Below are 26,544 nucleotides of genomic sequence, written 5' to 3' on the forward strand. Positions count from 1 at the left end.
CTTCAAAACGGCCCGCAGACGGTTTGTGGACTGGACCTTGGTCGGGGAGCGGCTCGGTCCCGGAGACGGGGGGACATCCTGAAGGCCCGGACTATTTGCGGAAATATAGTCTGAAAAAAAGGAATTTACCGTATAACTGTAAAAGAAGATTGGCAGAGTAAGTCAGATAAGGAAAAGGTAGAGAAGGTTAACCTGAGAGTGGGTTAGAAATAGGGAATGAAAAAGGAGTGACTTTCATGAGTATAGTGGTCATTAACGGCAGCGGCAGGGAGGGAGGAAATACGGAGGAGCTAACCCGGCTTGCGCTTCAAGGGCTTGAATATAAGGAGATTGTTCTGCGCGAGAAACAGATTCTGCCGATTGTCGACCAGCGTCATACGCCAGGCGGGTTCGACCCGGTGAATGATGATTATGATGCGGTGATTCAGGAAATGCTCGCGGCCGATGTGCTTGTTTTTGTATCTCCCGTGTATTGGTACAGCGTGTCGGGCCTGATGAAAAATGTGTTCGACCGCTGGTCCCAATCCCTGCGCGATCCGAGATTTGTTGATTTTAAAACGAAGATGGCGGAGAAGAAGGCTTATGCCATTGTGGTGGGCGGGGACAACCCGCGCATTAAAGCCCTGCCGATGATTCAGCAGCTGAAATACACGTTTGATTTTGTCGGTTTGCCGTTTGAAGGGTATGTGCTGGGGCAGGCTTCCAAACCCGGCGATATCCAGAATGACCGGCGAGCTTTGGCTGAAGCCGCTTGGCTGAACGACCAGCTGAAGGCTCAGGTCAACGTCTAAGCAGTTAATTCGATATAGCGAAAAAAGAAAGGCAGACCCGGGAACGGAGCAGCGAAAGGAATCGCTCTCCTGCTTCCGGGTCTGCCTTGTTTAGTTATGTTTTGCGGCGGCCGTTCTGAACGGCAAACCATAAAGCGGCCAGCGATACGATCAGGGCTACGATCGTAATGATCAGCGTCACCGTCTGCATGACGTTGTTTGAGGAACCGCTTGCGGCAGTTGTGCTGTCTGCGCCGGCCTTGGCGCTTGCGTTGTCCCCGGAAGCGGCGGTTCCGGCATTGGTGTCCCCGCTGCCTGCATTGCCGGAATCTCCGGCTGCTGCATCATGGCCGTGACCGGCGTCAGCAGAGGCTGCACCGGCAGCAGCCGAAGTGATTTTGGTGATGGAATGCGGGTTGTCGCCGCCTTCCTCGCCCGTCCACTCGACGACCGTACCGTCGCTGTAGTATTGGAAAGCATCCCAGGCCAAGTCGCTTTCATTAGCCGGATTCTTGGCTACAAAGCTGAATTGCTGAAATTGTCCGGGTTCGATGCCGCTTCCGGCGTCGGCTTCCCAGGTAATCGTCTTGATTTTGCCGCTGTCATCCTTATCCGTTGTTGTCTTCCAGCCTGGAACCGGCTGATATTGCTCGAGTTCGGCCTGCTCGGGCACCTTGAGGGCAACCTTGACCGTAGGCAGATCTTTTTCAGTAGGTACTTTCATGGTGTAGGTTTCCCAGGCGTCCGGAGCGGACTCGGCCGGTTTGACGGTAACGTGGGCGCTGGCAATCCCAGCGAACAGCAGGGCCCCGGTCAGAGCGGTCGACAGGATGGAGGCGAAGCGCAATGATTTTTTGAATGCCATGTCAGAAACTCCCCTTTAAGAACGGAATATGGATATCTATAGATCATCTGATTAGCGGCGGCTTATGGAGCGCCAGCCTTAAACGTGAAGCTGCCGTCATACGTATCCAGCGATTTCAACAGCACATGATATTCGGCGCGCCAGCGGCCCGGCATAAGGAGCGAAGCGTTGCCTTCAAGCTGGCTGGCATCGGTTAAAGTAACCTCTTCTTCCATGTTGGACATTTCCAAACAAATTAATCTAATCGTAATCTGCTGGACCTCGGCGGGCTGGCCGTTGACGTCGGTAACCGTTGCTTTGAAATGATTATTGCCTACTTTGGCAGGTGCAACATCAATTAAAGTGGTATAGCCGGATTTGGCCGTCTCCGAATGCTCGTAAGGTCCGCCTTTTGGCGCTCCCGGAGACAGGTTGGTCAATACGGCCGCAAGTATCAGGGCGGCAATCCCGGCAGCCCATTCAAGCTTAACCGCCCGTCCAAGGCGGCGTTTGGCCCGTCCCCTGAGGAAGTTCGTCAGGGCGAAGGAGAGCATCGCCAGCATAATTGCTGCTTTAGCGATCAGAATCCAGCCGTAAGTCGTATTGAACAAGGCATTCAGATCGGGCAAATAAATGATGCTGCCGTAAAGCCCGCTGAATAGCAGCACGACCGCGCTGATCGACCCGGTATCAGTAAAACGTCTTACCGTATCCGGATAAAGCGTGCCGCTCTCATCTTGGGCGGCGGCTTTGGGAAGCATAAAAGCCATCACCAGCAGTCCGCCGACCCAAACCGCAGCCGCGCTCAGATGCAGGAAGTCCGCCGCGCTGGCGGCCAGGCGGGACGGAGCGGTTGCCGGATGCCCGATCATGGCTTTCATAGCGGCTATAGCTGCCGCATTAAGCAAAGCCAGGAAACCATACATCCGGCGGCGTTTCACGTAGTCGCGCGACCATAACGCATAAACCAGAAAGGCAAGCGGGAGCAGCAGCAGGGTCTGCACCCACCAGAGGGTACCGAACAAGCCCTCCTTCAGCGTCTCTCGGAACCATTCCCCCTGCCACAGCGTAAGCCAGTTCGCTCCGGTCTCAAGCCGGATTTGCAGAGGCAGGCTGAACAGGATGCCCAAAACGGTCAGAATTGAGCCGGTCAGCAGGAGCAGACGGAATCGGCCCATTTCGAACGCTTCGGCGCGGAAGGCACGCGGGAACAGCCACAGCGGAAAAGCCAGGCCGCCCGCAAGCAGCATAAGCCCGCCGTACAGGAGCCAGCGGATGATCACCTGATCGGCGCCGGGAGCCCCCCCTGCGGACAAGTCCCCGGCCGCCAAAGCGGCAGCGGCGGCACCCGCCGCGTCGCCGACGGCGAAAGGAACGGTGCCCGAGATCGGATGGCCGTCACCGGAGATTACTCTCCATCTGGCGACGTAGACCCCTTCGGGCAGGTCCTTCTCGAGCTTCACCGACAAACCGGCGGGATTATCCGCGTCGATGACCGGCTCCCCGCTGCTCACCTTCTGTCCTTTGTTATTCAGGACGCTGAGTGCAAAAAAGGAAGGGTCGAAGGCTTCATTAAACAGCAAGTGCACCTCGGTTGGCGCTGTCTGCAAAGCCTGTCCGGAAGCCGGCTCGGATTTGATGATATAAGCATGGGCAAAGCTGGCCGCCGGAACGAGCAGCTGGAACAGGAAAAATAGAAGAAAGGCGGCAAACGCGCCGGTTACATACTTTTTGGGCATAAAATTACCTACTCTCTCGGAACTCGTGTTTGTTCAATTTAACACGGAGCGCCAGACAAATCATGACCAAATCGGGCTATGAACTATTTAAAATTTGAAAAGACCTGTGTCTATCCTGTGAAAGATGGGCGGGGCATTGCTGCTGCTGGGCATACGGATGATAAAAACTAACCTTATTTCTGTATGCCCTAACAGATAGCGGGTTTAAACCAAGTATTTTTAAACTTGTTTTATATAGGGGGTGGGGGTATAATGGAAAGCGTAGCAGGGAGATCACAGAACAAACTGAAGTGAATAGTTCATTTTTTTAATAAGGAAGTGAAGTCCGTGGCGCAAAGTAGCGGAGGCCATCCGCATGTAGAACAGCAAAGCTGCCATAACGGAGCGGACAAGAAGCCGGCCGAGCGGCGCAGCCACCATTCGGAAGAGATGAAGGGCAAGCTTGTGGCCCGCTTGAACCGGATCGAAGGCCAGATACGCGGCGTGAAAGGCATGATCGAGAAGGATACGTACTGCGATGATGTGCTGAACCAAATTGCGGCGATTCAATCCGCGCTGAATGGCGTTGGCAAACTTTTGCTGGAAGGCCATATGAAGAGCTGTATCGTGGAACGCATTCAGGATGGCGAAACCGAGGTTTTGGATGAGCTGATTGTAACAATTAATAAATTGATGAAATAACAATATTTTGGGAGGTTTTTTGACTATGAAGACAGTTACTCTGCAAGTAGAAGGCATGTCCTGCAATCACTGCGTGAAAGCGGTAGAAGGCGCGGTTCAAGAGGCTGGAGCGACAGGCAAAGTGGATCTGGCAGCTAAAAAAGTCGACGTTACTTATGATGACAGCAAGCTGGATCTGGCTAAAATCAAGGAAGCCATCGAAGACCAGGGCTACGATGTCGTGAACGGCTAACCGCATGTGATCGGATGCCTTGACTGTAAGACTCCCGTTGCTCCCTGTTTTTAGGGGGATACGGGAGTTTGTCCTATTGACTATGGACAACGTTTTGACGATATGATTATAATATGGGTTGTATAACCCGCAATTTCATAGACATGGGGAGCTGGATGAAGGCCGGCTGAGAGTGCGTCCCAAGCAAGACGCTGACCCTTATACCTGATCTGGATAATGCCAGCGTAGGAAGAGCTATTGTCAATTTGTAAGACTTTCATTCATTTGACAGGATGCAGGCGCCCCGACCGGGCGCCTTTTTTGGCGTTAAATCCTAAGTTTCAGGAGCGGGAACCCAAATCAAGAGGGAGCGAACAAGAAGTGAAAGCAAACAAGCTAGGAGCTTTGCTGCTGTCCGGGATACTGCTGCTGGCAGCAGCGGGCTGCGGTTCAAACGGAGCAAGCAACGTGGCAGGCAATACCGCCGGGAGCAATGCGGAAAGTGCGGCGCCGTCTACGGACGCCAAGGATTTGAAGGACATTAAGGTGGTGCTCGACTGGACGCCAAACACCAACCATACCGGCTTGTATGTAGCCCAGGAGCTTGGCTACTACAAAGAGGAAGGCCTGAACGTGCAAATCGTGCAGCCGGATGAAGGCGGAGCCGATGCGATGATCGCCTCCGATGCTGTTCCGTTTGGCATCAGCTATCAGGAAAGCATTACGCAGGCTCAAACGCAGGGTGTGCCGCTGGTTTCGATTGCGGCAGTGATCCAGCATAACACCTCCGGTTTTGCCGCCCCGGCGGACCGGAACATCAAATCGCCGAAGGATTTTGAAGGCAAACGTTATGGCGGCTGGGGTTCCCCTGTGGAAGAGGCGGTTATGAAATCCATCATGGATTTGCAGAACGCCGACGTCAGCAAGGTGAAGAACATCAACATCGGCGACGCGGATTATTTCACGGCCGTGAAGCGTGATGTTGATTTCGCCTGGATTTATTATGCCTGGACCGGTATTGAAGCCGAGCTGCGCGGCGAGAAACTGGATATGCTGTATGTGAAGGACTACTCGAAGGATCTGGATTATTACACGCCGGTCATCGCTACGAATGAGAAAGAGATTCAGCAAAACCCGGAGTTGGTCAAAGCTTTTATGAAAGCCACTTCCAAAGGCTATGAATATGCCATCGCCCATCCGGCCGAAGCGGCCGACATCTTGATCAAGGCTGTGCCCGACCTCGATCCGAAGCTGGTCAAGGCCAGCCAGGAATGGCTGAGCCCTCGCTACCAGGACGATGCCGCAAGATGGGGCGAGCAGAAGGAATCTGTCTGGACCGGCTACGCCAACTGGATGTACGAGCGCAAGCTGCTCGACAAACCGCTCGACGCTTCCAAAGCGTTCACGAACGACTTCCTGCCTGAATCTTAATTGAGGATGAGGAGCTTAGAGGAGTCACTTAGTCTGGGCCTGGTAGTCAGTGGATAGACGAAAGCCGCTCCAATGGGTGCGCAGGATCAGGAATTAACAGGGTTAAGGGTTAATTGGATTAAAGAACAAAGGGCAACCCAACTTAGAAGTAGAATTTAAGCAGTATGTGTTAAAAAATTAAAACAGGATCGAATTCAAACGATCCTGTTCCATTTTTACCAATCTCACAAAAAAGGGACAAATGAAGCCTATAACAGCACGGCGGGAACTTAGGAGATGTCCATGACAAAATAATGAGTCCAGCCAAACGTAACTGGCGGAGAGCTGAATGATTCCGAAGAAGCGTAAGCGCCCGTCTGAAAGCTTTCCGAAGGAAAGCTGCATCGTAAGCATAGACTGTTCCCGGATTTTATCGTATTAATAAAATTTTGAAGGAATCCGGGAACAACAGCGGTCGTAGGAACATTCGGATCGCAGCCCCGCGCCAGGGCGTAACTTATTATTTTCCACTAGCTATCTCAAATGATCCGCACAGCTCCAACCCTTCATTTGTCCATTTTTCCCACTCCCACCTGAAAGCGAGGAATCCCTCATGGCCAACGCACTTGTAAGCATTCAAATCATTCCGAAGACCCCGAACGGGGAAAGTGTCATCCCTTATGTGGACCGCGCCATTGAAGTCATTCAACAGTCCGGCGTCAAACATCAGGTCAATGCGCTTGATACGACGATGGAAGGCGAACTGACCGAGCTGCTGGACATCGTGCGCCAAATGAACGAAGCGGTTCATGAATTCGGCAGCGACAGCATCATTTCGCAGATCAAAATCCTGTACGGGCCGGACGGCGTCAGCATGGACCAATTAACGGAGAAGTATCGTCCATGACCTCGGTTCGAGCCGTTTGGAAAAGCGTGTGGCCGCCCCTCGTGGCGGTCCTCTTGTTTTTACTGGTGTGGGAGGCAGCGGTTGACGTCTTTCATGTGGAAAAATGGATCCTTCCCAGCCCGTCCGATATCGGCCATGAGGCGGCGACCGGCGCTTCCGGCTTGTGGGAGCACACTAAAGCTACGCTTGCCCTGACGCTGGAAGGCTTTGCGGTAGGGTCGATTATTGGTCTGATGGTGGCCGTGCTGCTGCACCGGATTCCTTTTGTGAAATCGGCGCTTTATCCGCTGCTGATCCTCAGCCAGAACGTGCCGACGATCGCGCTTGGCCCGCTGCTGATGATCTGGTTCGGGTTCGGCGTGCTGCCGAAGCTGATCCTGATTACGCTGGTCTGCTTTTTCCCGGTTGCTGTCGCGGCTATGGACGGGCTTGCCCGAACCGATCATGTGATGCGCAATTACATGGAGATGGCCGGGGCGACCAAGGGACAGATTTTTCGGAAGCTGGAGTTTCCTTATGCGATTCCGTCCATGCTCTCGGGCCTTAAAATTTCGGCTACTTATAGCGTCATGGGCGCAATCATTTCCGAATGGCTCGGCGCGGAGAAGGGCATTGGCTACTATATGAAAATGCAGAAATCCACGTTCCGGACGGACCGCGTATTTGTAGCGATTCTGATCATTGTGGTGATCAGCTTGGCGATGTTTGTGGCCGTGGCGATCGTGGAGCGCCTGCTGTCGCGATACAGCCCGCCGCGCCGGAAGGGCGGCTGATTTATGGGGCCTTTACCGGGACAGACAAGAATTGAGCCCAGGCGATGGATATTACTTCTTTTAACTTCTCCATTAGCGGTGATTCCGGAGGAATAAGTTCTGCTCAACCAAGGAGTATTTATTGTTAAGGATTCATAAGCGGGAGGAGGGGAATTAAACGAAATGTATTATGATGACGATGGAAGTTATTTGGAGGCTCTTCCGGATAAATTAAAAAATAGTAAATTACCCAAGGGTATTACGTGGTTTGAAGACCATGTACATTTCGATACATTAAGAGAAGCCTCTGAATGGGTACTATCTGATTCTTACAATAAAATAGGTCATGATTACAATGGATACATCTCAACTGATCCTAAGTTAGTCCATGCCCTTGTTTATGAATTAGTCAGACATAGAAGATACGAAGGGAAAGTACGCGTTTGGGAATATGGCCTTAATGGAAAATACTATCATCTCTTATGGATAGAGCAATAAGTGTTAAATTAGCTATCAGTAAGTTAGGGGAGGAGGAGGCCAGGATGGCAGTAGAAAAACAAGAGGGGAAAGCCGCTTTGGATGAACCGGGCACAGCCGGGGGAGCAGCCGGAACAACCGCAGCAGGCAGCAATACATCAGGCACGACCGGCCCCCAGACCGTATTGGAGGTGACCGGTTTAAGCAAAACCTACCGGGAAGGCAAATCGGCGGTGCAGGTGCTGGACAACATTAACCTGACAGTGGCTGAGGGCGAATTTGTATCCATCGTCGGACCCTCCGGCAGCGGAAAAAGCACGCTCTTCCACCTCATCGGCGGACTGACGCAGCCGGACGCAGGCCGGATCGCTCTGCGCGGCCGGGAGATCACGGGCGAACGCGGACATATCGCGTACGTTCCGCAGCAGCCCGCGTTGTTCCCCTGGCGCACCACCCTGGACAATGTAGCGCTGGGGCTGGAGGTCGCGGGCACGCCGCTGCGGGAAGCGCGGGCGCAGACGCGGGAATGGCTGGCCAAAGCCGGGCTTGCCGGCTATGAAGAGGCCTACCCGCATATGCTGTCCGGCGGCATGCAGCAGCGGGCGGCATTCCTGCGGGGGCTGCTCAGCCCGCAGGAGCTGATGGCGCTGGACGAACCGTTCAGCGCCCTGGACGCCTTGACGCGCAGCGACATGCAGCATTGGCTGCTGGAGCTGTGGGAGAAGAACCGCCGTTCGGTGCTGTTCATCACCCACAGCATTGAAGAGGCGCTGCTGCTGTCGGACCGGATTGTTTTGCTGTCCGGCCGGCCGGCCAGGGTACTGCATGAATTGACGGTTCCGTTCCCTCGTCCTCGCCAGGCCGAGATGGCCGAAGAACCCGAATTTCTGCGCCTCCGCCGCGAGATGACGGAGCTGATGCGAAGCGAGCAGCGGATCATGCAGGAGGGGAAGGCGGGCTCATGAAAGCAGAGAAAGCAGAGGTGTATAACAGACGGATTCCTATGTTCGATGCGCATATTCACCTGGAGCAGTACAGCGGCGAGGACGCTGCATCCATGCTTGCTGGAGCGGAAGGGGACGCCATAAAAGGACTCGTGGCCGTATCCATGAACCTGGAATCCTGTCTCCGCACGAAGGAGCTGGCCGCCAAATACCCGGCCCTGGTGAAGCCGGCCTACGGCTTTCATCCCGAACAGCCGGTTCCTTCGGAGGAGGAGCTGGACCGGCTGCTGGCCTGGATCCGGCTCCATGCCGATGAGATGACGGCGGTAGGGGAAATCGGCCTCCCGTATTATCTGCGCAGCGAGAAAGAACAGACGGGGGATGCCTTTGATCTTCAGCCTTACATAGAGGTACTGGAGCGGTTTCTGGCTTTGGCCGCGGAGCTGGACAAGCCTGTGGTGCTGCATGCCGTTTATGAGGACGCGGACCTGGTTTGCGACCTGCTGGAGAAATACGGCATCAAGCAGGCCCATTTTCACTGGTTCAAAGGGGCAGAGAAAACCGTTCGCCGTATGGCGGACAGCGGCTATTTCATTTCCTTTACCCCGGATATCCTGTATGAGCAGGAAATCCGCCAATTGGCGCTGCTTTATCCTCCGGACCAGATCATGGCTGAAACGGATGGTCCCTGGCCTTTTGAAGGGCCTTTTGAAGGACAGCAGACGCATCCGCGGATGATTCATGACGTTGCCTCGGCTTTAGCCGAGCTGTACGGATGGACGTATGAGGCAGCCGGATTAAAGCTGCTGGAGAATACCCGGTGTTTCTATCGGATATAAGAAATCCAATGTCCTGAATAGGAAAATAAAAACCCGTATAAGCTACCCGGAGCAGGCAAATCCTTGTCTAGCTCCTTTTTGGCTTATGGGGGTTTCTTTTTGTTAAAGTAGAAGGATAAATTACATTCTTGACAATATCATAGAAACCCGATAGGATTTAATCAATAACCGACTGACTAGTCAATCAGGTGGGGGTGAGCACACATTGAGCGCAGACAAAGAAGCTCAAATCAGCAATGAACGCAGGGATCAAATCCTGCAAAGCGCCCTGCGCCGGTTCGCTAAGGACGGCTACCATGCGACCAAGATTTCCGATATTGTAGCAGAGGTTGGCGTGGCACAGGGGACCTTCTACTGGTATTTCAAGAGCAAGGAAGCCATTGCGCTGGAGATTGTGAAGGAAGGGCGCGAGCAGCTGCTGGAGGTCATCGCCCAAGGGTACCGGCGGAAAGCGGGAACGGTACAGGACATGGTGCATGCTTCCGAAGCCCTGCTGGACAGGCTGTTTCAATTTGCCGAATCCAACCGCTATCTCATGGAGCTGTTTTTCGGCGGAGGAGGAACGATCGAACCGATCCGCAAAGCCATCGGAGAAACCCGGGCGGCGATGGAGAATGCTTTTCTCCAGAATATCCGCAGAGCTATTGAGCTCGGCATGCTCCCGGCTACCATAGATGCCGAATTCCGCGCAGCGCTGATCATGAGCTTGATCGAAGGCGTCATTTCGCGCTGGCTGTTCGGGTTTGCCCTTCCAGACAGCGGCATCGCCTCAAAGACAGCTCAAGAGCTGGCGGCTGAAACGGCCCGGTTTGAGTTTTTCGGGCTGCTCGGTGTTTAGCGGGGAGCTGCCGCAGGATTTTTTTTCGAGAAACCTCCTGTCGTTGCTGGTTCCCTATTACACACGAAGCACGCCTAAATTGTATTGATGTTTTTAATCGATGCTTTTGATCCCCACCAGGATCACTTATAACAAAGATAATAGGAGAGAAAACCCATGTTGAACAAAAAGAAAACCAGAAAACCTATGTTTCTGACTTTATCCGTTCTTCTGCTTGTTGTTCTGGCGCTTGCAGGCTGCGGCTCCAACAATAAGAGCAACAACGCTCAAAGTGCGGCCAGCGAAGCTCCGGCCAGTGCATCTGCCGACAGTTCGGCTAACAGCAGCAGCGATGACAACCTTTTGAACCAGATCAAAACAGCGGGTGTCATGAAGGTGGGTTTGATGGGCACTTATGCGCCTTACAACTTTCTGAACGATAACAAGGAAATCGACGGTTTTGACGCTGATATCGCGAAAGAAGTAGCTAAACGCATCGGCGTTAAAGTGGAATTTGCTCCGCAGGAATTCTCCGGCTTGATCCCAAGCCTTCAGGCAGGCAAAATCGACGCGATCATCAGCCAGGTAACCATTACGGATGAACGTAAACAGCAGATCGATTTCTCCCAGCCTTATATTACGAACCAGGTAAAAATTATCGTTAAAGAGGACAACAACTCCATTACGAAGCTGGAAGACTTCAAAGGAAAAAATATCGGCGTAGGCCTCGGAACAAACGACGAGTCTTATCTGCGGAATGAAGTTTTGCCGAAAGTGGGCAAGTTCAACATCAAAACTTACGACGACGTCATTACTTCCCTTCAGGATCTGAATGCAGGCCGGATTGATGCTACGATCAACAACCTGTATGCCCTGAAACCGATTGTCGACAAAAACGGATTTAAAATTAAAGCGGTAGGCGACGCCATTAAATCCGACCAGGCCGGCATTGCAGTCCGCAAGGACAACCCGGAATTCCTGGCCGCCCTGGATCAGGCGCTGACAGACATGAAAGCTGACGGCACTTATAATACCATCTTCAAAAAATGGTTTGGCGAAGAACCGCCGGCTGAGTAAGAAAAGTGAAAAGGGACAAGGTCATGAGGAATGTTTATTCTGACATGGCCTTGTCGTCTTAACCAAGGAAACAAAAGGGGATTTAAGAGACAATGAACCTGGTATGGGATAACTTGCCTTTTTTGTTCAAAGGCGCTTATTATACGCTGCTGGTTACCATCGTATCCATGTTTTTCGGACTCATTATCGGTTTGGTGGTCGCTATCGCCCGATTAAAAGGAAACCGCCTGATCCGAGGAATCGCGCGTGTCTACGTTTCCATCATCCGCGGTACGCCGCTTCTCGTCCAAATCTTTATCGTTTATTACGGCCTTGTAGATTATGGCCTTACACTAGGGCCGTTAACAGCGGCTTATGTGGCGTTAAGTGTGAATGTAGGCGCCTACTTGTCTGAAACCTTCAGGGGGGCCATTCAGTCTATCCCCAAAGGACAGACCGAGGCGGCTTATGCGACAGGCATGACGGGCTGGCAGACGATGAGAAGAATCATTCTTCCTCAGGCCGCCCGGGTGGCTATCGCACCTATGGGCAATACGTTTATAGGGATGCTGAAAGAGACGGCGCTGGTTTCAGCAATTACCGTAACCGAGCTGCTGCGTTCCGCACAGCTGCTGGTTGCCCAATATTATGTCAATATGCCTTTTTATATAGGGATAGCTATTATGTATTGGGTGATGAGCACCGTCTTTTCGGCCATCCTGAATGCGGCCGAGAAGCGGCTGTCCAAAGTTTATTGAGGCCGGAGGTAGAGTGACCTATGATTCAAACTACAGGACTGTCCAAGTCTTTTAACGGATTAGAAGTTTTAAAAAGCATTGATCTCCGCGTGGCCCCCAAAGAGATCGTGGTCCTGCTCGGTCCGAGCGGCTCCGGCAAAAGTACGCTGCTGCGGAGCTTGAACGGACTTGAGGAGCTGGACGGCGGATCGCTGGAGGTGAACGGGGTGCGGGTGGAGGCGTCCATGCCATCCAAGAAGAAACAGGCAAACTTCCGGGAGATCCGCCGTCACACGGGCATGGTTTTCCAGCAGTTTAACCTGTATCCGCACAAAACGGCGCTGGGCAATGTCATTGAGTCGCTGCTCACGGTGAAGAAGATGAAGAAAGAGGAAGCGGTGAAGATCGGCGAACAGCTGCTGGGCCGGGTTGGCCTGCTGGCCAAGAAGGATGAATATCCGTCCCGGCTGTCCGGCGGCCAGCAGCAGCGGGTGGCTATTGCCCGCGCGCTGGCGATGGAGCCGGCGCTGATGCTGTTTGACGAACCGACCTCTGCGCTGGATCCGGAGCTTGTCGGCGAGGTGCTGGAGGTTATGCGGCAGCTGGCGCGGGAAGGGATGACGATGGTTATCGTCACCCATGAAATGAAGTTTGCCCGTCAGGTCGCAAACCGGATCGTGTTTATGGACGGCGGCGTGATTGTGGAAGAACAGGAGCCGGAGATCTTTTTCCAGCATCCGGAGTCCGAAAGAGCCAGAAAATTTATCAACCAGCTGCAGGAGCACTAGAAATACAGAAAGTACTAAAAAATACAGAAAGCAGGTAATCATCATGAAAGTCATGACAACTTGGAATGGAAAACGTTTGTTTACTTCAGTCGGGGATTCCGGCTATCCGGTCGGTATGGACGCTACGCCGAAATACGGCGGGGACGGCAAAGGGGCAACCCCTATGGAGCTGCTGCTCGCGGGACTCGCCGGCTGTATCGGCATTGATGTCACCATGATTCTGGACCAGTTCCTCGGACAGATCACATCGCTGGAAATCGAGGCCGACGGCACACGTAAAGAGCAGAACCCCACGGGCTTTACTGCCATTGAGCTGATCTTCTGCGTCGAAGGGGAAATTCCGGATTACCGGATTTGGAAAGCCATCGAGATGGGCAAAGAGAAATACTGCGCCGTATCCGATTCCTTAAAAGCCGATATCAGCTTTAAACTGATCCTGAACGGTCAGGAAATTGCCCGGCCTTAAAGGGAATTCAAAACCTCAAATCCTCAAATCCTACCTTTATCAAAGTTGAAGTGGTGGACCCAGGATTTAAGGAACTCGCCAACAAAGCGGAAATGGCTTTAGGCACCGGCAGCGTCGATCAGGATTGGGTTACCGCCAAAGATCTGAAGAAGGCGTTCGAGGACCTGAACACAAAATGGGCTAAAGCAAGAAGAGAGCTTGGTTATTAAATGTGAAATTAAAAGTGGAACACATAAAAACAGCGCCGCCCGATGACCGGGCGGCGCTGTTTCTATTAAGGAATTAAATAAACGGGATTTTGAAAGCAGCCGTCAATCAGCTTGAGGCCGTCTCCGACATCACGATCCGTTTTCTCCGTTTCGCCTGCCGCCGTTTGTGATTCCGGTTGTGGAAGAACGTAATCACATAATAGGAGATGACCATGGACAATATGCCGAAGATCGACATGCCGATCAAAATATGCAGTCCCCCGTGCAAAACAGCTTTGACGGCCGAGAAGTCTCCCTGGAAGACATCCATAATGGAAGCTTCCTTGATCGTGCCTGAGGCGGAAGAAGACGGATAAATCCATTCACCTAGCTTCTTCGCAAAAGGCATTAAAATAATGGGCAGGAAAGTCAGCTTCCCGACTACATTGCCAATAATCGCGGCCGGAACGGAACCTCCGGCAAGCTTAACGGCAGGATAAAAAATCAAGTACACCAGACATGCGCTTGAAATGACGATCATTTCAAGGCCGAAGCCGATGGAGAAGCCCAGCGATATTTTCTTCACGCCGCCCGGCGTACGGAACAGGCGCAGAAAATTCAGTTTAAAGGCTCTATATAGACGGTTTGGAAAACTTCTTTTGTTTCTCATCACTTCAAAACTCCTGTCCCCGATCCTTGTGAGATCCTGTATGTCTAGATCTATTATATCACAAGCAACGGGTACACGTTAGCGGACGCTTATTCCATTTTGAAGCCGCGGTTGTACAAATACTCGCGCATGTGCGGCCGGGACAACGCGGTGATTTTGTCCGCCATCAGCCGCGTCCAGGCCGTATCGCGGGCGCCATGGGTCCGTTCGGAGATGTACTGGACCATCGTATCGTCATAGGCGTCCAGATGGCTGTCTGCTTTCTCCTTATCGAAACGGTCGATGTGCAGCACAGCTTCAAGCGGCAGCCGCGGGCGAACCACCGGCGTCTGATCGGGATAGCCCAGGCACATGCCAAAGACCGGGTAGACCAGTTCGGGCAGCTCCAAAAGCTCGCTGACCTCGGCAATCCGGTTGCGGATGCCGCCGATATAAACGATGCCCAGACCCAGCGATTCAGCAGCAACGGCCGCATTTTGGGCTGCCAGGGCAGCGTCGACAGTCGCGATAATGAAATTCTCCGTGAGGCCTTCGTGGGATTCCAGCTCCGGTGTATATTTGTCGGCCGCGTCCTTCAGACGGTGCAGGTCAGCGCACCATACGAGAAATACCGGGCATTCTTCCACGTAGGCCTGCCCGCCGCAGAGCTCGGCCAGCTTGCGTTTGCGCTCCGGGTCTTTAACGGCGACCACGCTGTAAGCCTGAACGTGGCTGGAGCTGGAGGCCATTTGCCCGGCTGAAACGATTTGTTCAAGCGTGGAGCGTTCGACGGACTGGTCGGTATATTTCCGGATAGACCGGTGGCGCATTAAAAGTTCAATGGTCGGATTGGGTGCATTCATTAGAATTAACCTCCACTCAGTTCAGAATCAGTTTCTAAAGGGATCAACTTTCCCGCTTATAAGTCCATTAAACGAAAGGCACTGGCCCGGTCCGGCGTACCCGGGAACGGCGTACCTAGTCTTCTTTAGCTTGCACTTGACCGGTCTTGCGTATGCAAAAAGCTGGCAAAGACAGCCCGGTTCCTCATCCGGTACAGGTAAGTCCAAAGCGCTGCCCCTCCAATGAAGATATACAAGCAGGGGCCGGACAAGGCCAGCACGGCAGCGGGCTTGAGGCAGAAGACGAGAAGAACTCTCAGAAGAGCTTCTACTAGCAGTAAGATCCCCCAAACGGCGGTCATACATCTAAACATGGCTCTAAGCCGAGGATGGCCCCAATGCTCAGCGAGACGGGCAGACACCGGTTTGGCCAAGAACCTTCCAGCCAGCCAGAAGAGAAGCGGTTTGTCCAGGCTAAGAGATCCGATAAAAAGCAATCCGATAACTCCCGTAACCAGGGATTCCCGCACCAGGATAAGCCGTTCGTTTCCGCCCAGCAGGGCTGCCAAGGCGCTCAGCACCAGGCTGACCAGCATCAGAAAGCCGAAGGCATCCAGTCTCCGGTGCCGGACTAAATGCCAGACGTTGTCCAGCAAAGGGATCAAAGAAGCCGCCAGCAGCGCGGCAAAAGAAGAGTAGTGCCTGATTAGGATGGAGTACACCAGAAACGGACAGACCGCATTGATGCATAAGGTTGCAGTTAGGACTGCCATTTGGGAGTAGCTTCGTACGTTAGCAATAGACAAAGGAATCACCTATCAACAGGAATATTTATCCCATTGATTATAGGCCCTATTGCAGGGATTTGAACAGTAGCCCAAAGATGTCCTCCATTTTAAGGGTGGGATCGGACTCATTTGCAACCACCTTCTGAACACGAAGCCCATAGGAAAAAACGATGAAGGATGCCGCCAATCTTCCGGCGTCCAGTTCGGCAGGGATCGCGCCAGCCTGCTGGCCGATGGCAATCCACCGCTCGGCAAGCTCTACAGAATGACGATAGAGCTCATTCAAAATAGCCGTTACTTTCGGTTGGTCCGATTGGGCAAGCAGGTAGGTAAAGATTTTGTTGCTCACGCTGTCTTTGCTTGCACCGTTCATTAGGCCTTCGGCAAGCGCCCGTGTGGGCGTAGCGGCATCTCGTTCTCCGGCTGCCTCGACGGCCTTCTCGAAGCTGGCGTTCATGGATTCCATACGGGAACGGAGAATAAGGCCAAAAAGCTCATCTTTGCCGGATACATAATGGTAAATGGCGCCTTTAGACAGCCCGGAGCGGTCGATAATATCTTGAAGAGTTGTTTTGCGGCAGCCTTTTTCCCCGATCAGTGTCTCCGCTGTATCGAGGATGAGTTTAAAGCTGCCGGTAACGGCAGGTTGTTCATTCATCAGGAAGCCTCCTCGGCATTTTGAACGTATTGGACAACCCTATTATATACCAACGGTCGGTTTGCAACAAATAAACGCCTCGACCTGCTTATTTGGCCTGCAGGTTTAATTTCCCCCCGCCGGTGCTGGCCACGCCAAGCTCGGGATTGCCTACGGACTGCTTAAGCAAACGACGGTAGCTGATAAACATGGATAAACGCCATACAAACGTGAAAATAACAAGCACTGCGATGTATTCCGCGAGCATTAACTCGATATCCGGCCGATGCTGCGGAGTTAGCAGCGGATGGCTGTGAAACACATAGTTCCGAAGTTCATAACGCACATACGGTAAGCCGAACAGGAACAAATAGAACAGAAGGTTGGGTTTCATTTTAATTTCGCCCAGGCGGTCACGGCTGAAACGGCTAGTTAACATATAGGGTATCGCTACGATCATACCGAGGGCAACCACCCACAGCAGCTGAAGGAAGCTTCCTCTGGACGCCATACAGTAAGCAATCCAGGGGACAGGAGCAAACAGCATCCAATCGCCAAAGAGCAGTTTATAACCTTTTCCCGCCACTGGCCTTCTCGTTTGCAGAAACTGACGCAGCGTCATCCAAATAATCATCATCCAAACGCCATAACCAATCAAATCCCATTGATGTTGTGTCATTTTAAATCTTCTCCTTAAACTGTATTTTCAGTGTTTAATCTCAAGCATACCGCAAGTCGGTTTGTTAGATTTGATTATAGGTACCGACCGTCGGTCTGTCAAGCAAATGTTGTGCGAGGAAACGAAATATTTTTTTCAGGCAATCGCAGAAGAGGATCAAAGGGGATTTGCCCAAATCGTAATTATCCGGGGCAAACCCTGCGAACCTAGGATTTGGAAACCGCAGAACGGCTGTCCCCCTCTAAAAATATTCCGCCCGGTTCTTTCCCGGGCATATTTTTTCCTTTCCTGCATAATCTATAGAGGATGAAGAAAATTTGGATAGCCGGAGTTGTTTGCTTTTTTCTGGCAAAGGGGGTATAATGAATGTAATTGATAACGGTTTTAAAGGGATATTCACGTATTGAAAAGAGTGTCACTTTGAATGGAACTTTTTTCAATGTGTGAATTTTTTTTTGCATCGTCAGATGAATTTTTTGGCTCCCTCCGGGGGGATTGGGGTTCACTGCGGGGAATGAAAAGGAACATATTAATTTACTTTAGGAGGAATTCACCCATGGAAACTGGAACAGTTAAATGGTTTAACGCTGAGAAAGGCTTTGGTTTCATCGAAGTTGAAGGCGGAAGCGACGTATTCGTACACTTCAGCGCAATCACAGGCGAAGGCTTTAAAACGCTTGACGAAGGTCAACGCGTTCAATTCGATATCGTTCAAGGCAACCGCGGTCCACAAGCCGACAACGTTGTTAAACTGTAAGAATGCTGCAGGACTCTGCCCTTAACAGACCAGTTAAGGGCAGTTTTCTTTTTTTTATTCTGAACTAGGAGGGAAAACATGAACTACCGTAAAAAAACGTTAGAAGAAATACCCCAGGAGCTTACGTCCATTTGGTCCTGTACGAGCGATGGCTGCAACGGCTGGATGAGGGATAACTTTGCGTTTGACTACACTCCCGTTTGTCCTTTATGCTCGGCATCCATGGAAAAGGGAACTAAGATGCTTCCCCTTCTGGTCAATAACAACGGTAACATTAAGGATTTGAAAAAAGGGGTCAACATCCAGAATTCTTAATGACAGAGGGCTTTAAATGAAAAACCGCGGGCACCTGATGGATGCTCTGCGGCTTTTTTTTGCCTTTGTTCAGTTGTACAAGGTTCTGCGTATATACATAAAATCAGTTTGTCTGCGATGCGGGCGGGTTAATGATATGGTATTCTTTCAACATGTACAGCCGCCAGCGGGTAATCATGCCGAACGCCAGCAGGAAGAAGAGGCCTGCCGTCTGCGGGATGGAGACGTATTCTTGAATGAATTCATGCAGAATAAGGCGCAGCACCAGCAGTCCCAGCAGGATGAAGGCAAAACCGGCGGAGCGCTGCACATAAACTTCGCTGCCGCGCATTTCGAATTTGGTCGTTTTGATCAGCGGGTAAGAGAAGACCAGCCAGCCTGCGGCAAAAGCGATCAGCCCCCACCAGAACGGAATCCGGGTGGCCGGATAGAGGAACATAAGAGCGCCGGTGGCCATGCCAAGCGGCGGAATGATGATTTTTCGAACGGTGACGGGACGGCTGCTTGCTTTGAGACGTACAAAAATCACCGACAGGGCAAAGACTGCGGTAACCAGGGTTACAAGGATGCGGAGCGTATTTGGACCAAAAATAGTGGTGACGTCCATAAGGGTCTTCCTCTCTATATAAGTTTGGTTTCAGGGCAATCCATTATTCGGAATAGAACGCAACCATTATAGCATATCCGGTTAGCAACTTCCCATTTGGATAGTGGAGGGGCTGCTGTTCTTGACCCGGAAGAGATGATATATTCATAAGAAAAAGGAGTGTAATCCTTCATGGTAGATCAAAGCAAGTCGGAGCAAGGCAATTGGCTGTTCTACATAGGTTCTTATTCGGAAGCGGATCAACCGGGCATTCACCTGGCTTCACTGAATCAAGCAACCGGGGAGATGAAGATCCTCGGCAGTACAGACGGCGTGGAGAATCCGTCTTTCCTGGCGGTGCATCCGGGAGGCCACCGTTTGTATGCGGTTACGGAGACGGATGAAGGCGAGCTGGTGGGCTACGATATTCTGGAGGATGGCTCCCTGAAGGAGCACAAACGTCTGCAGACGGGAGGGGAGCATCCTTGTCATGTGGCTTTTGCGCCGGAGGCCTATCTGGTGACGGTCAATTATACGGGTGCCCAGGTGAGCAGCTATAAGCTGGACGGGGAAGGCCGTTTGGAGGAAGTCCAGTCCAGGGTTCAGCATACCGGCAGCGGCCCGAACAAAGAGCGGCAGGAGAAAGCCCATACGCACTCGGCGATTCCCGACAAGAAGGGTAAGTTCGTCTACGTTTCTGATTTGGGCAAAGATCAGGTAGTCGTGTACGGCCTGGATCAGGGCAAGCTGGCGCACCGCGGGGCGGTTATGCTGCCGGCCGGCAGCGGGCCAAGACATTTTATCATCGATTCATCGCAAAAATACGCCTACGGCATCGACGAGCTCAGCAACACGTTTACCGTTTATAACTATAATGCCGAGGAGGGCGGGCTCGTGCCTGTTCAGCAGGTTTCGACGCTGCCGCCGTCTATTGATCCTGCGAACTGTACAGCAGCGGATCTTCATCTTTCCGCTTGCGGAGGTTATTTATATGGCTCCAATCGCGGAGCTTCCGATACGCTTGTCCGCTTTGTGGTCAACCGCGAAAACGGCCAGCTCAGCGATCCCGAGTGGTTCGATTGCGGCGGCAAGGTTCCACGCAACTTTGCACTGGTCGACAACCGCCTGCTGCTGTGCGCCAACCAGGACAGCGACAATATCGTATCGTTCCTTATTGATCCGGAGAACGGCAAGCTGAAGGAGACCGGTCATTCGCTGAAGGTGGGCAAACCTGTTTGCATAGCGGCATGGCACATTTCGAAAAGTGTGGACTAGTGGTGGATTCCATTGTTGGGACAGGTGGCTTAAATTTGCGAGTAAACTCAATTAGTATTTTGTAAAAAAGTAACTACCCCTCTATTTAATTAAGAGGGGTAGTTACTTTTTTTATGTCTATGACAAATGAAAAAAGTGCAATGTTATTAACATAAATATAGCCGCCTATTTCCGCTTGCCGTCCTTCATATATTCCTCCTAGGTAGTAATCGTAATAATCATATTGGGTAACCGTAATATTATAAAGATCCTAATCAATTTCAGCATAATAATCCCGTGTATTATAGGAAGAGACTTCTGGTGGATTTAACCAAATTTAATGCATTTTGGGTATAAGTACCAGATAGTTGTAATGTTCCGGTTACGGTTGTTGTTATTGTGGTATGGGATGTATGCCCTTTTGCGACACTGCAAAGGAAGGTTTGATTATTAATTGGGCCCACATTGTATCCTGCAATTTTAAGTGCTCCGATAGCGTATTCGCTTTTTACATAAACACGTCTTTCCCCTGCTTGAGGGGTGATTTCGCTAGGGGGTACCTTATTTTGTGAAGCTAATTTTGGATCAATAAATTCAATCTTTGCATCAAGATTAAGCCCAGTATCATAAGACTTATAACTGGAAACATTCTCAATCGTGGAAAGCGAAGCAGGGAAAGATTCTTGTGAAACTTTAGGAAGAGAAGTATCCTCCGCAAATGCTGATGGCATAACTGAGGAAAGTCCAAGCGTAATAGCAAAAGCATAACTTAAAAAACTTTTTTCATAATAATACCTACAATGTTTTTTTATCCTATAAATAGTAAATTTCTCAAAAACATATTTGGTAGTAATATATAAAAAAACAAAGGAGGAGGTATAAATTTGAATAAAGGTTGGACTTACCTGATATCCGTTATCCTATTATGCGGGACGCTAATCGTATGTACCTTTTTATACGGAAACTATAAGAAGGTGGATGATTTAACTTCAGGGGATGCTAAGGATTCAATTTCTGAGAATTCGGTATTAAATCTTGATGAAGCTGCTAATTATTTACGAATTTCCACCGATGATTTAAAGCAAGTTATTAAACAAGATGAGGAAAAAAGAAATGCAAGAGGACCTACCCATGCGTATGATCTTATTCCCTACGTCGATCTTAATGGCAATTTGATTTTTTATCGTCCCAACTTAGATAAATGGATTGATTTCAATACCTTAAATAAATAAGGCAGAATTGCGGGTTGAAAGCAGGATCGATCAAAATAACGATCCTGCTTTTTTCTTTTTATAATGGATCTGTTTCTTAAAAAAATCGTGATTTTTCTCTAAGAAAAAGGTTTGACAAGAGTTGGAAACTCTATATAATAGGCATATATACAACTAAACAGGTAGGTTTTAAGTGAATAAGGCTTTAGGCAGGATGAGGGAACGGTGCTCGGCAGACACGGGCTAACCCGGTTTGACCGGAGGGGCAGCAGGGAACTTATTCTCTTTTTTCTATAACCATTATTTAACGCTTTAGAGGGGTGAAACTTATGAAGAGAAATTTAAAGAAAGCGGTAATCGCAAGCGTAGTCCTCAGTCTGACGGTGGCTCTGACAGCCTGCGGCTCTAATGAAGACCAAGCCAGTGCGGACAGCAAAAAGATTGAACTGCTTAACGTTTCTTACGACCCCACGAGAGAGCTTTATGAAAGCTACAACAAAGCGTTTGCCGCTTATTGGAAAGAAAAAACAGGGCAGGAGGTAACCATCAAGCAGTCTCACGGCGGCTCCGGCAAGCAAAGCCGTTCTGTCATTGACGGTTTGAATGCGGATGTGGTCACCCTGGCGCTGGGTTATGATATTGACGCGATTCAGGAGGCTGGCCTGATCAACGAAGGCTGGCAGAGCAAATACGAGCATAACAGTTCGCCTTATACCTCAACGATCCTCCTGCTCGTTCGCAAAGGCAATCCAAAAGGGATTAAAGACTGGGACGATTTGATCAAAGACGGTGTTGAGGTTATTACGCCCAACCCTCAGACCTCCGGCGGTGCAAGATGGAATTATCTGGCCGCGTGGGAATATGCCATGCATCATAACAATGGGGATGAGGAGCAGACGAAGGAATTTATGAGAAAGCTGTTCGCCAACGTCCCGGTGCTTGATACCGGCGCACGCGGAGCTACAACAACGTTTGTGGAACGCGGCATCGGGGATGTGCTGATCGCCTGGGAGAACGAAGCGATGTTGTCTATGAAGGAGCTGGGCCAGGATAAGTTCGACATTGTCTACCCTTCCGAGAGTATTTTAGCGGAACCGCCGGTAGCCGTTGTGGACGACAATGTAGATAAAAGGGGAACACGGGATGCAGCCGAGGCCTACCTGCAATACCTCTATTCGGAGGAAGGGCAGACCATAGCAGCCGAGAACTATTACCGCCCTACACTGGAAAGTGTGAAGGAGAAATACAAGGACAAATTCAAGGATATCAAGCTGTATACGATTGACGAAGAATTTGGCGGATGGGCCAAAGCCCAGAAGGAACACTTCAGTGATGGCGGCATTTTTGATCAAATTTATACGCCGGGCAAATGAGGCCGAATAAATAGAGTTTATCGATGAGAGAACACAGTCTCATCAATTTTCTCAGGGAGGGATGGACAATGAAAGCCGCGGCTGTCCCGAATCGGGGCATTTTACCCGGATTCGGATTAACCTTAGGAATTACTATCTTTTATTTGAGCCTTGTGGTGCTGATCCCGATTTCGGCGCTGCTGTTTAATTCAACAGGCCTGACCTGGGGGAAATTTGCGGAGGTGGCCACAGATCCGCGGGTTATCGCCTCTTACAAAGTCAGCTTTCTGACGGCGGGGGCGGCAGCGTTAGTGGATGCAGTGCTGGGCCTGCTGCTGGCCTGGGTGCTGGTGCGGTATGATTTTCCCGGCAAAAATATATTCGACTCGCTGGTCGATCTGCCGTTCGCGCTGCCAACGGCTGTCGCCGGCGTCGCTTTGACCTCGATTTATGCCAAAACAGGCTGGATGGGCTCCTGGCTGGCCCAACTGGGGATTGAAGTAGCGTTTACACCGCTTGGTATCATCATCGCCTTGATGTTTATCGGCATTCCTTTTGTGGTCCGGACGCTGCAGCCTGTGCTGCAGGAGCTGGAAGCCGATGTGGAGGAAGCCGCTGCGACCCTGGGCTCGGGCCGGGTTCGGACTTTCTTCTCGGTCATTCTGCCGCAGCTTGCCCCGCCGCTCGTTACCGGATTTGCGCTTGCTTTTGCCCGCGGGATCGGCGAATACGGCTCGGTGGTGTTCATCTCCGGCAATATGCCGCTGAAGACGGAAATCGCCCCGCTGCTGATTATGTCTAAGCTGGAGAGGTTCGATTATGCCGGAGCTACGGCGGTAGCCATTATCCTGCTGCTGATTTCCTTCCTGCTGCTGCTGGGCACCAACCTGCTGCAGCGCTGGATGCGCAGAAATGCTGGATAAAAACGCAGAGTAATGTGAAGGTGAAATCAACAGGGAGGGAGAGAAGAATATGGCAGGAACGGTACCTGCATTGCAGGGCAAACCGCGGGTTTCGGCTGAACGAAATAAGAATACGGTTTCTTCCGGAGCCGTCAAGTGGAGTCTGATCGGCCTGGCTGCTTTAGTGATGTTATGGCTGATCGTGCTTCCGCTTGTGTCTGTCCTGTACGAGGCATTGAAGCAGGGCTTTGGCGTCTACGTTGCGGCGATCACCGACCCGGATGCGCTGTCAGCGCTTCGCCTGACACTGCTTGTTGCTTTGATCACAGTTCCTTTAAATACGCTGTTCGGGGTGACGGCTGCCTGGGCCATTACGAAATTTCGTTTTAAAGGCAAAGGGCTGCTGACCACACTTATAGATCTGCCTTTTTCGGTTTCTCCGGTCATCGGCGGTCTGATTTATGTGCTGATTTATGGAAAAAGAGGCTGGTTCGGCCCCTGGCTGGACGACCATAATATCCAGATTGTCTTTGCGCTTCCGGGAATCGTGCTGGCCACGCTGTTCATTACCTTCCCCTTCGTCGCGAGGGAACTGATTCCGCTGATGGAGGACCAGGGGCAGCAGGAGGAGGAAGCCGCTGTAACCTTGGGGGCGAAGGGCTGGAAGGTATTCTGGCATATCACTTTGCCGAATATCAAATGGGGCCTGCTGTACGGCATCATTTTGTGCAACGCAAGGGCGATGGGCGAATTTGGCGCTGTTTCGGTAGTGTCCGGCCACATCCGGGGCGAAACCAATACGCTTCCGCTGCATGTCGAGATTTTATACAATGAATATCAGTTTTCAGCATCGTTTGCCGTGGCTTCACTGCTGCTCCTGCTGGCGCTGGTGACTCTGGTGTTGAAGGCGTGGTTTACACGCAGGCATGCCCAGTAGAAGGATATCCCTTCAAAGGGACATTCTAAAGCGGGATGGCTGCAAGCTTCAAATGGCAAAAGAGAGAGCCTAAGACGGAAATCCGCTTAGGCTCTCTTCTTGTTTAGGCTTCTCAAAATTACAGCTATTATCGTTGCTTCCTTATTAGCTTGCATTCTAAATCTGCTACTAGGTTCTGCTAGGATGCTTCTAAGATTTTGTTTGTCTTAAAGCTTTGTTTTGCGGGTTTGCTCTATGGTCTGGTCTGGCTAAGGCCGCTCAGCCTTTAACGGCTCCGGCGGTCAACCCGCTGACGATGTATTTCTGACAGAACAGGTATAGAATGAACACCGGCAGGGAGGTCAGCACCAGATCGGCGAAGATAAGGTTCCAGTCCCGGCTGAATTTGCCATAGAAGTTGTAGACCGAAAGCGGCATCGTCCAGTTCGAGCTGTCGGTCAGGAAATAGAGCGGGATGGTAATGTCGTTCCAGACAGACATGAAGACCATGATGGCTACGGTCGCGTTAACCGGCAGGATAAGCGGCGTCACGATTTTGAAGAACACGCTGAGCGTATTTGCGCCTTCCAGGAAGGCTACTTCGTCGAGCGCTTTCGGAATGGAGCGGATAAAACCGCTGTACAGAAAAACACTGAACGCGGTATTCAGAGAAGCATAGATAAAGATAACGCTAGTTATGCTGCCGTAAAATCCCAGCCACTGCACGACACGGATCGTTGTAATTGTGGACATAGGAGCAATGAGTCCCATAAAGAAAAACATGTACAGGAAATTAGCCGTTTTGGTTTCTCGGCGGACCAGAATGAAGGCGGCGGCAGAGGAAGTGAAAATATTAAGAATGGAAGATACGCCTGTGATCAGTATCCCGTTCAGGAAGGCCCGGCCCAGTCCGCCCTCCTTAAATACAGTTGTATAGTTGGAGAAAATCCATTCTTTCGGAAGACGAAGCGAAAATTTCAGTACCTCCGAGTTGTTCATAAAGCTGCCGAAGATCATGATCAGCAGCGGCAGAATGATGAGGAGGGAAGCCAGAATCAGAAGCCCTTCCACCAGATAGCGGCGCCAGGCGAGTTTGCTTGAATAGCTCATTATTCCGATACCTCCTTGCGGCGCATAAAGATCAGCAGCGGAATGGCAATGACGGTAACCGCGGCGAACAAAAGGGTGTTAACCGCTGTTCCGAGGCCCCAGCTGCCTTCGCCGAATGAACGCAATATGATGGTGCCGACAACCTGCGAGGCGTTGCCCGGGCCTCCGCCGGTCAGCACAAACACCTCCGAGAACACCTTGAGCCCGCCGATCAGCGTCAGCATCAGGTTGATATTGATGGCGGGGGTCAGAAGCGGAAGCGTAATGCTGCGGAAGCTTCGCCAAGCGCCCGCGCCGTCGATCGTAGCGGCTTCATAATAATCTTTGGAAATGGATTGAAGGCCGGCGAGATAAATCGCCATTTGGAAGCCTGCCTGCTGCCAAATGGATACCAAAGCAATAGTCCAGATGACCACCGAAGGATCGGTCAGCCAGTTCTGCGTCAGAAAGTGAAGCCCGACTGCGTCTAAAATCCGGTTGATCGTACCGTCCGCCCGCAGCATGGGAGTAAACACGATACTGATAACAAGAATACTCAGGATCGATGGAGAATAAAAAATAGCCCGCAAAATATTGCGCGTCTTGAGCCGCATATTTAAGCCAATGGCAAGGGCCATCCCGACGATGTTTTTGCCGATGACCGTGGCGACGGCGAAGATCAGCGTATTTTTTACAGCTAACAGCAGCGTTTTGTCGGTGAAGATCCGTTCAAAGTTGTCCCAGCCGATAAACTGAATGCTCGTCCGGTCCAGACGCCAGTCTGTAAAGGAGTAATAAAGACCGGCAATGGCGGGAATGACGAAAAATATGGAATAAATCAAAAGTGCGGGCCAAACCAGGTAATATGAGTATAGTCTTCTCGATATTTTCATCTCTGTTCTCACACCCCATCCTTTTTGCAGTAGGGAACAGGGGCCTTA

Annotated in this window: 32 protein-coding genes and 1 riboswitch; of the genes, 21 read left to right on the top strand and 11 right to left on the bottom strand. The window is 51.2% G+C overall.

Annotated features, from left to right (window positions below):
* Positions 1-236: 236 nt before the first annotated feature.
* On the top strand, positions 237-791 hold the full coding sequence (locus tag AWM70_RS20890) for a flavodoxin family protein (RefSeq protein WP_068699692.1): 555 nt from the start codon (positions 237-239) through the stop codon (positions 789-791).
* Positions 792-885: 94 nt separating this feature from the next.
* Here the strand turns inward: AWM70_RS20890 and AWM70_RS20895 are convergent, their stop codons facing one another.
* Positions 886-1,635, bottom strand: a complete 750-nt coding sequence (locus AWM70_RS20895) for a YcnI family copper-binding membrane protein (RefSeq protein ID WP_068699694.1) — start codon at positions 1,633-1,635, stop codon at positions 886-888.
* 62 nt (positions 1,636-1,697) lie between these two features.
* Positions 1,698-3,353: a copper resistance protein CopC gene (locus AWM70_RS20900; protein ID WP_068699696.1), complete on the bottom strand. Its 1,656-nt coding sequence runs from the start codon at positions 3,351-3,353 to the stop codon at positions 1,698-1,700.
* 327 nt (positions 3,354-3,680) lie between these two features.
* Between AWM70_RS20900 and AWM70_RS20905 the strand changes: the two genes are divergently transcribed.
* The 13 genes from AWM70_RS20905 (at position 3,681) to AWM70_RS20965 (ending at position 13,438) form a co-directional block, all read left to right on the top strand.
* Entirely contained in the window at positions 3,681-4,034 is a 354-nt protein-coding gene (locus tag AWM70_RS20905) for a metal-sensitive transcriptional regulator (RefSeq protein ID WP_068699698.1), read from the top strand.
* A gap of 25 nt (positions 4,035-4,059) precedes the next feature.
* A complete protein-coding gene (locus tag AWM70_RS20910) occupies positions 4,060-4,266 on the top strand; it encodes a copper ion binding protein (protein WP_068699700.1) in 207 nt (68 codons plus the stop codon).
* A gap of 134 nt (positions 4,267-4,400) precedes the next feature.
* A riboswitch (TPP riboswitch) is annotated at positions 4,401-4,514 on the top strand.
* A gap of 112 nt (positions 4,515-4,626) precedes the next feature.
* Positions 4,627-5,676, top strand: a complete 1,050-nt coding sequence (locus tag AWM70_RS20915; protein ID WP_068699702.1) for an ABC transporter substrate-binding protein — start codon at positions 4,627-4,629, stop codon at positions 5,674-5,676.
* Positions 5,677-6,268: 592 nt separating this feature from the next.
* Positions 6,269-6,562, top strand: coding sequence for an MTH1187 family thiamine-binding protein (locus AWM70_RS20920; RefSeq protein WP_068699704.1), 294 nt, complete (start codon positions 6,269-6,271; stop codon positions 6,560-6,562).
* Complete coding sequence (locus AWM70_RS20925; RefSeq protein ID WP_068699705.1) at positions 6,559-7,335, top strand: ABC transporter permease; 777 nt, start codon at positions 6,559-6,561, stop codon at positions 7,333-7,335. The genes AWM70_RS20920 and AWM70_RS20925 overlap by 4 nt, the downstream gene beginning before the upstream one ends.
* A gap of 162 nt (positions 7,336-7,497) precedes the next feature.
* Positions 7,498-7,812 carry a hypothetical protein gene (locus AWM70_RS20930; protein ID WP_083180468.1) on the top strand — a complete coding sequence of 105 codons (315 nt, stop codon included), beginning with the start codon at positions 7,498-7,500 and terminating at the stop codon, positions 7,810-7,812.
* Positions 7,813-7,856: 44 nt separating this feature from the next.
* Positions 7,857-8,756: an ABC transporter ATP-binding protein gene (locus AWM70_RS20935; protein WP_083180469.1), complete on the top strand. Its 900-nt coding sequence runs from the start codon at positions 7,857-7,859 to the stop codon at positions 8,754-8,756.
* The gene (locus tag AWM70_RS20940; protein WP_237167772.1) at positions 8,753-9,574 is read left to right on the top strand and encodes a TatD family hydrolase; all 822 of its coding nucleotides are present in this window, start codon (positions 8,753-8,755) and stop codon (positions 9,572-9,574) included. The genes AWM70_RS20935 and AWM70_RS20940 overlap by 4 nt, the downstream gene beginning before the upstream one ends.
* Before the next feature lie 205 nt (positions 9,575-9,779).
* Positions 9,780-10,412, top strand: coding sequence for a TetR/AcrR family transcriptional regulator (locus AWM70_RS20945; RefSeq protein WP_068699707.1), 633 nt, complete (start codon positions 9,780-9,782; stop codon positions 10,410-10,412).
* Positions 10,413-10,568: 156 nt separating this feature from the next.
* Positions 10,569-11,468 (top strand): substrate-binding periplasmic protein, encoded by a 900-nt coding sequence (locus AWM70_RS20950; protein WP_068699709.1) that lies wholly within the window; start codon positions 10,569-10,571, stop codon positions 11,466-11,468.
* A 92-nt stretch (positions 11,469-11,560) separates the two neighbouring features.
* A complete protein-coding gene (locus AWM70_RS20955; protein WP_068699712.1) occupies positions 11,561-12,205 on the top strand; it encodes an amino acid ABC transporter permease in 645 nt (214 codons plus the stop codon).
* Between the two features lie 20 nt (positions 12,206-12,225).
* Entirely contained in the window at positions 12,226-12,972 is a 747-nt protein-coding gene (locus AWM70_RS20960) for an amino acid ABC transporter ATP-binding protein (protein ID WP_068699714.1), read from the top strand.
* Between the two features lie 43 nt (positions 12,973-13,015).
* Positions 13,016-13,438: an OsmC family protein gene (locus tag AWM70_RS20965; protein ID WP_068699716.1), complete on the top strand. Its 423-nt coding sequence runs from the start codon at positions 13,016-13,018 to the stop codon at positions 13,436-13,438.
* A 315-nt stretch (positions 13,439-13,753) separates the two neighbouring features.
* Here AWM70_RS20965 and AWM70_RS20970 read toward each other — a convergent pair whose 3' ends face one another.
* The 5 genes from AWM70_RS20970 to AWM70_RS20990 all read right to left on the bottom strand — a co-directional run bounded on the left by AWM70_RS20970 (position 13,754) and on the right by AWM70_RS20990 (position 17,221).
* The gene (locus AWM70_RS20970) at positions 13,754-14,296 is read right to left on the bottom strand and encodes a DUF2062 domain-containing protein (RefSeq protein ID WP_068699718.1); all 543 of its coding nucleotides are present in this window, start codon (positions 14,294-14,296) and stop codon (positions 13,754-13,756) included.
* Positions 14,297-14,385: 89 nt separating this feature from the next.
* Positions 14,386-15,138: an oxygen-insensitive NADPH nitroreductase gene (gene nfsA / locus AWM70_RS20975; RefSeq protein WP_068699720.1), complete on the bottom strand. Its 753-nt coding sequence runs from the start codon at positions 15,136-15,138 to the stop codon at positions 14,386-14,388.
* 125 nt (positions 15,139-15,263) lie between these two features.
* A complete protein-coding gene (locus AWM70_RS20980; RefSeq protein WP_068699722.1) occupies positions 15,264-15,890 on the bottom strand; it encodes a VC0807 family protein in 627 nt (208 codons plus the stop codon).
* A 79-nt stretch (positions 15,891-15,969) separates the two neighbouring features.
* Positions 15,970-16,563 (bottom strand): TetR/AcrR family transcriptional regulator, encoded by a 594-nt coding sequence (locus AWM70_RS20985; RefSeq protein WP_068699724.1) that lies wholly within the window; start codon positions 16,561-16,563, stop codon positions 15,970-15,972.
* A gap of 88 nt (positions 16,564-16,651) precedes the next feature.
* Positions 16,652-17,221 (bottom strand): CcdC protein domain-containing protein, encoded by a 570-nt coding sequence (locus AWM70_RS20990; RefSeq protein ID WP_068699726.1) that lies wholly within the window; start codon positions 17,219-17,221, stop codon positions 16,652-16,654.
* Between the two features lie 556 nt (positions 17,222-17,777).
* Here AWM70_RS20990 and AWM70_RS21000 point away from each other — a divergent pair.
* Together AWM70_RS21000 and AWM70_RS21005 are read left to right on the top strand one after the other, a co-directional pair.
* Positions 17,778-17,978, top strand: a complete 201-nt coding sequence (locus tag AWM70_RS21000; protein ID WP_068699733.1) for a cold-shock protein — start codon at positions 17,778-17,780, stop codon at positions 17,976-17,978.
* Between the two features lie 78 nt (positions 17,979-18,056).
* Entirely contained in the window at positions 18,057-18,293 is a 237-nt protein-coding gene (locus AWM70_RS21005; protein WP_068699734.1) for a cold-shock protein, read from the top strand.
* A gap of 103 nt (positions 18,294-18,396) precedes the next feature.
* On the opposite strand, the gene AWM70_RS21010 is transcribed toward AWM70_RS21005, so the two are convergent.
* Positions 18,397-18,900: a CcdC family protein gene (locus AWM70_RS21010; RefSeq protein ID WP_068699736.1), complete on the bottom strand. Its 504-nt coding sequence runs from the start codon at positions 18,898-18,900 to the stop codon at positions 18,397-18,399.
* Between the two features lie 171 nt (positions 18,901-19,071).
* Here AWM70_RS21010 and AWM70_RS21015 point away from each other — a divergent pair, with 171 nt between their 5' ends.
* The gene (locus AWM70_RS21015) at positions 19,072-20,154 is read left to right on the top strand and encodes a lactonase family protein (protein WP_068699739.1); all 1,083 of its coding nucleotides are present in this window, start codon (positions 19,072-19,074) and stop codon (positions 20,152-20,154) included.
* A 281-nt stretch (positions 20,155-20,435) separates the two neighbouring features.
* Here the strand turns inward: AWM70_RS21015 and AWM70_RS23345 are convergent, their stop codons facing one another.
* Positions 20,436-20,864, bottom strand: a complete 429-nt coding sequence (locus tag AWM70_RS23345; protein WP_151208786.1) for a hypothetical protein — start codon at positions 20,862-20,864, stop codon at positions 20,436-20,438.
* Between the two features lie 153 nt (positions 20,865-21,017).
* Here AWM70_RS23345 and AWM70_RS21020 point away from each other — a divergent pair, with 153 nt between their 5' ends.
* The 4 genes from AWM70_RS21020 (at position 21,018) to cysW (ending at position 24,535) form a co-directional block, all read left to right on the top strand.
* The gene (locus AWM70_RS21020) at positions 21,018-21,365 is read left to right on the top strand and encodes a hypothetical protein (protein WP_068699741.1); all 348 of its coding nucleotides are present in this window, start codon (positions 21,018-21,020) and stop codon (positions 21,363-21,365) included.
* Between the two features lie 308 nt (positions 21,366-21,673).
* Entirely contained in the window at positions 21,674-22,717 is a 1,044-nt protein-coding gene (locus AWM70_RS21025) for a sulfate ABC transporter substrate-binding protein (RefSeq protein WP_068699743.1), read from the top strand.
* Positions 22,718-22,785: 68 nt separating this feature from the next.
* Positions 22,786-23,619, top strand: coding sequence for a sulfate ABC transporter permease subunit CysT (gene cysT / locus AWM70_RS21030; protein WP_068699745.1), 834 nt, complete (start codon positions 22,786-22,788; stop codon positions 23,617-23,619).
* A gap of 49 nt (positions 23,620-23,668) precedes the next feature.
* Positions 23,669-24,535 (top strand): sulfate ABC transporter permease subunit CysW, encoded by an 867-nt coding sequence (gene cysW / locus AWM70_RS21035; RefSeq protein WP_083180470.1) that lies wholly within the window; start codon positions 23,669-23,671, stop codon positions 24,533-24,535.
* 258 nt (positions 24,536-24,793) lie between these two features.
* Here the strand turns inward: cysW and AWM70_RS21040 are convergent, their stop codons facing one another.
* The gene (locus AWM70_RS21040) at positions 24,794-25,624 is read right to left on the bottom strand and encodes a carbohydrate ABC transporter permease (protein ID WP_068699747.1); all 831 of its coding nucleotides are present in this window, start codon (positions 25,622-25,624) and stop codon (positions 24,794-24,796) included.
* Positions 25,624-26,496, bottom strand: a complete 873-nt coding sequence (locus AWM70_RS21045; protein WP_068699749.1) for a carbohydrate ABC transporter permease — start codon at positions 26,494-26,496, stop codon at positions 25,624-25,626. The genes AWM70_RS21040 and AWM70_RS21045 overlap by 1 nt, the downstream gene beginning before the upstream one ends.
* Positions 26,497-26,544: the final 48 nt, after the last annotated feature.

The organism is Paenibacillus yonginensis (assembly GCF_001685395.1).
Classification (GTDB): Bacteria; Bacillota; Bacilli; order Paenibacillales; family Paenibacillaceae; genus Fontibacillus; species Fontibacillus yonginensis.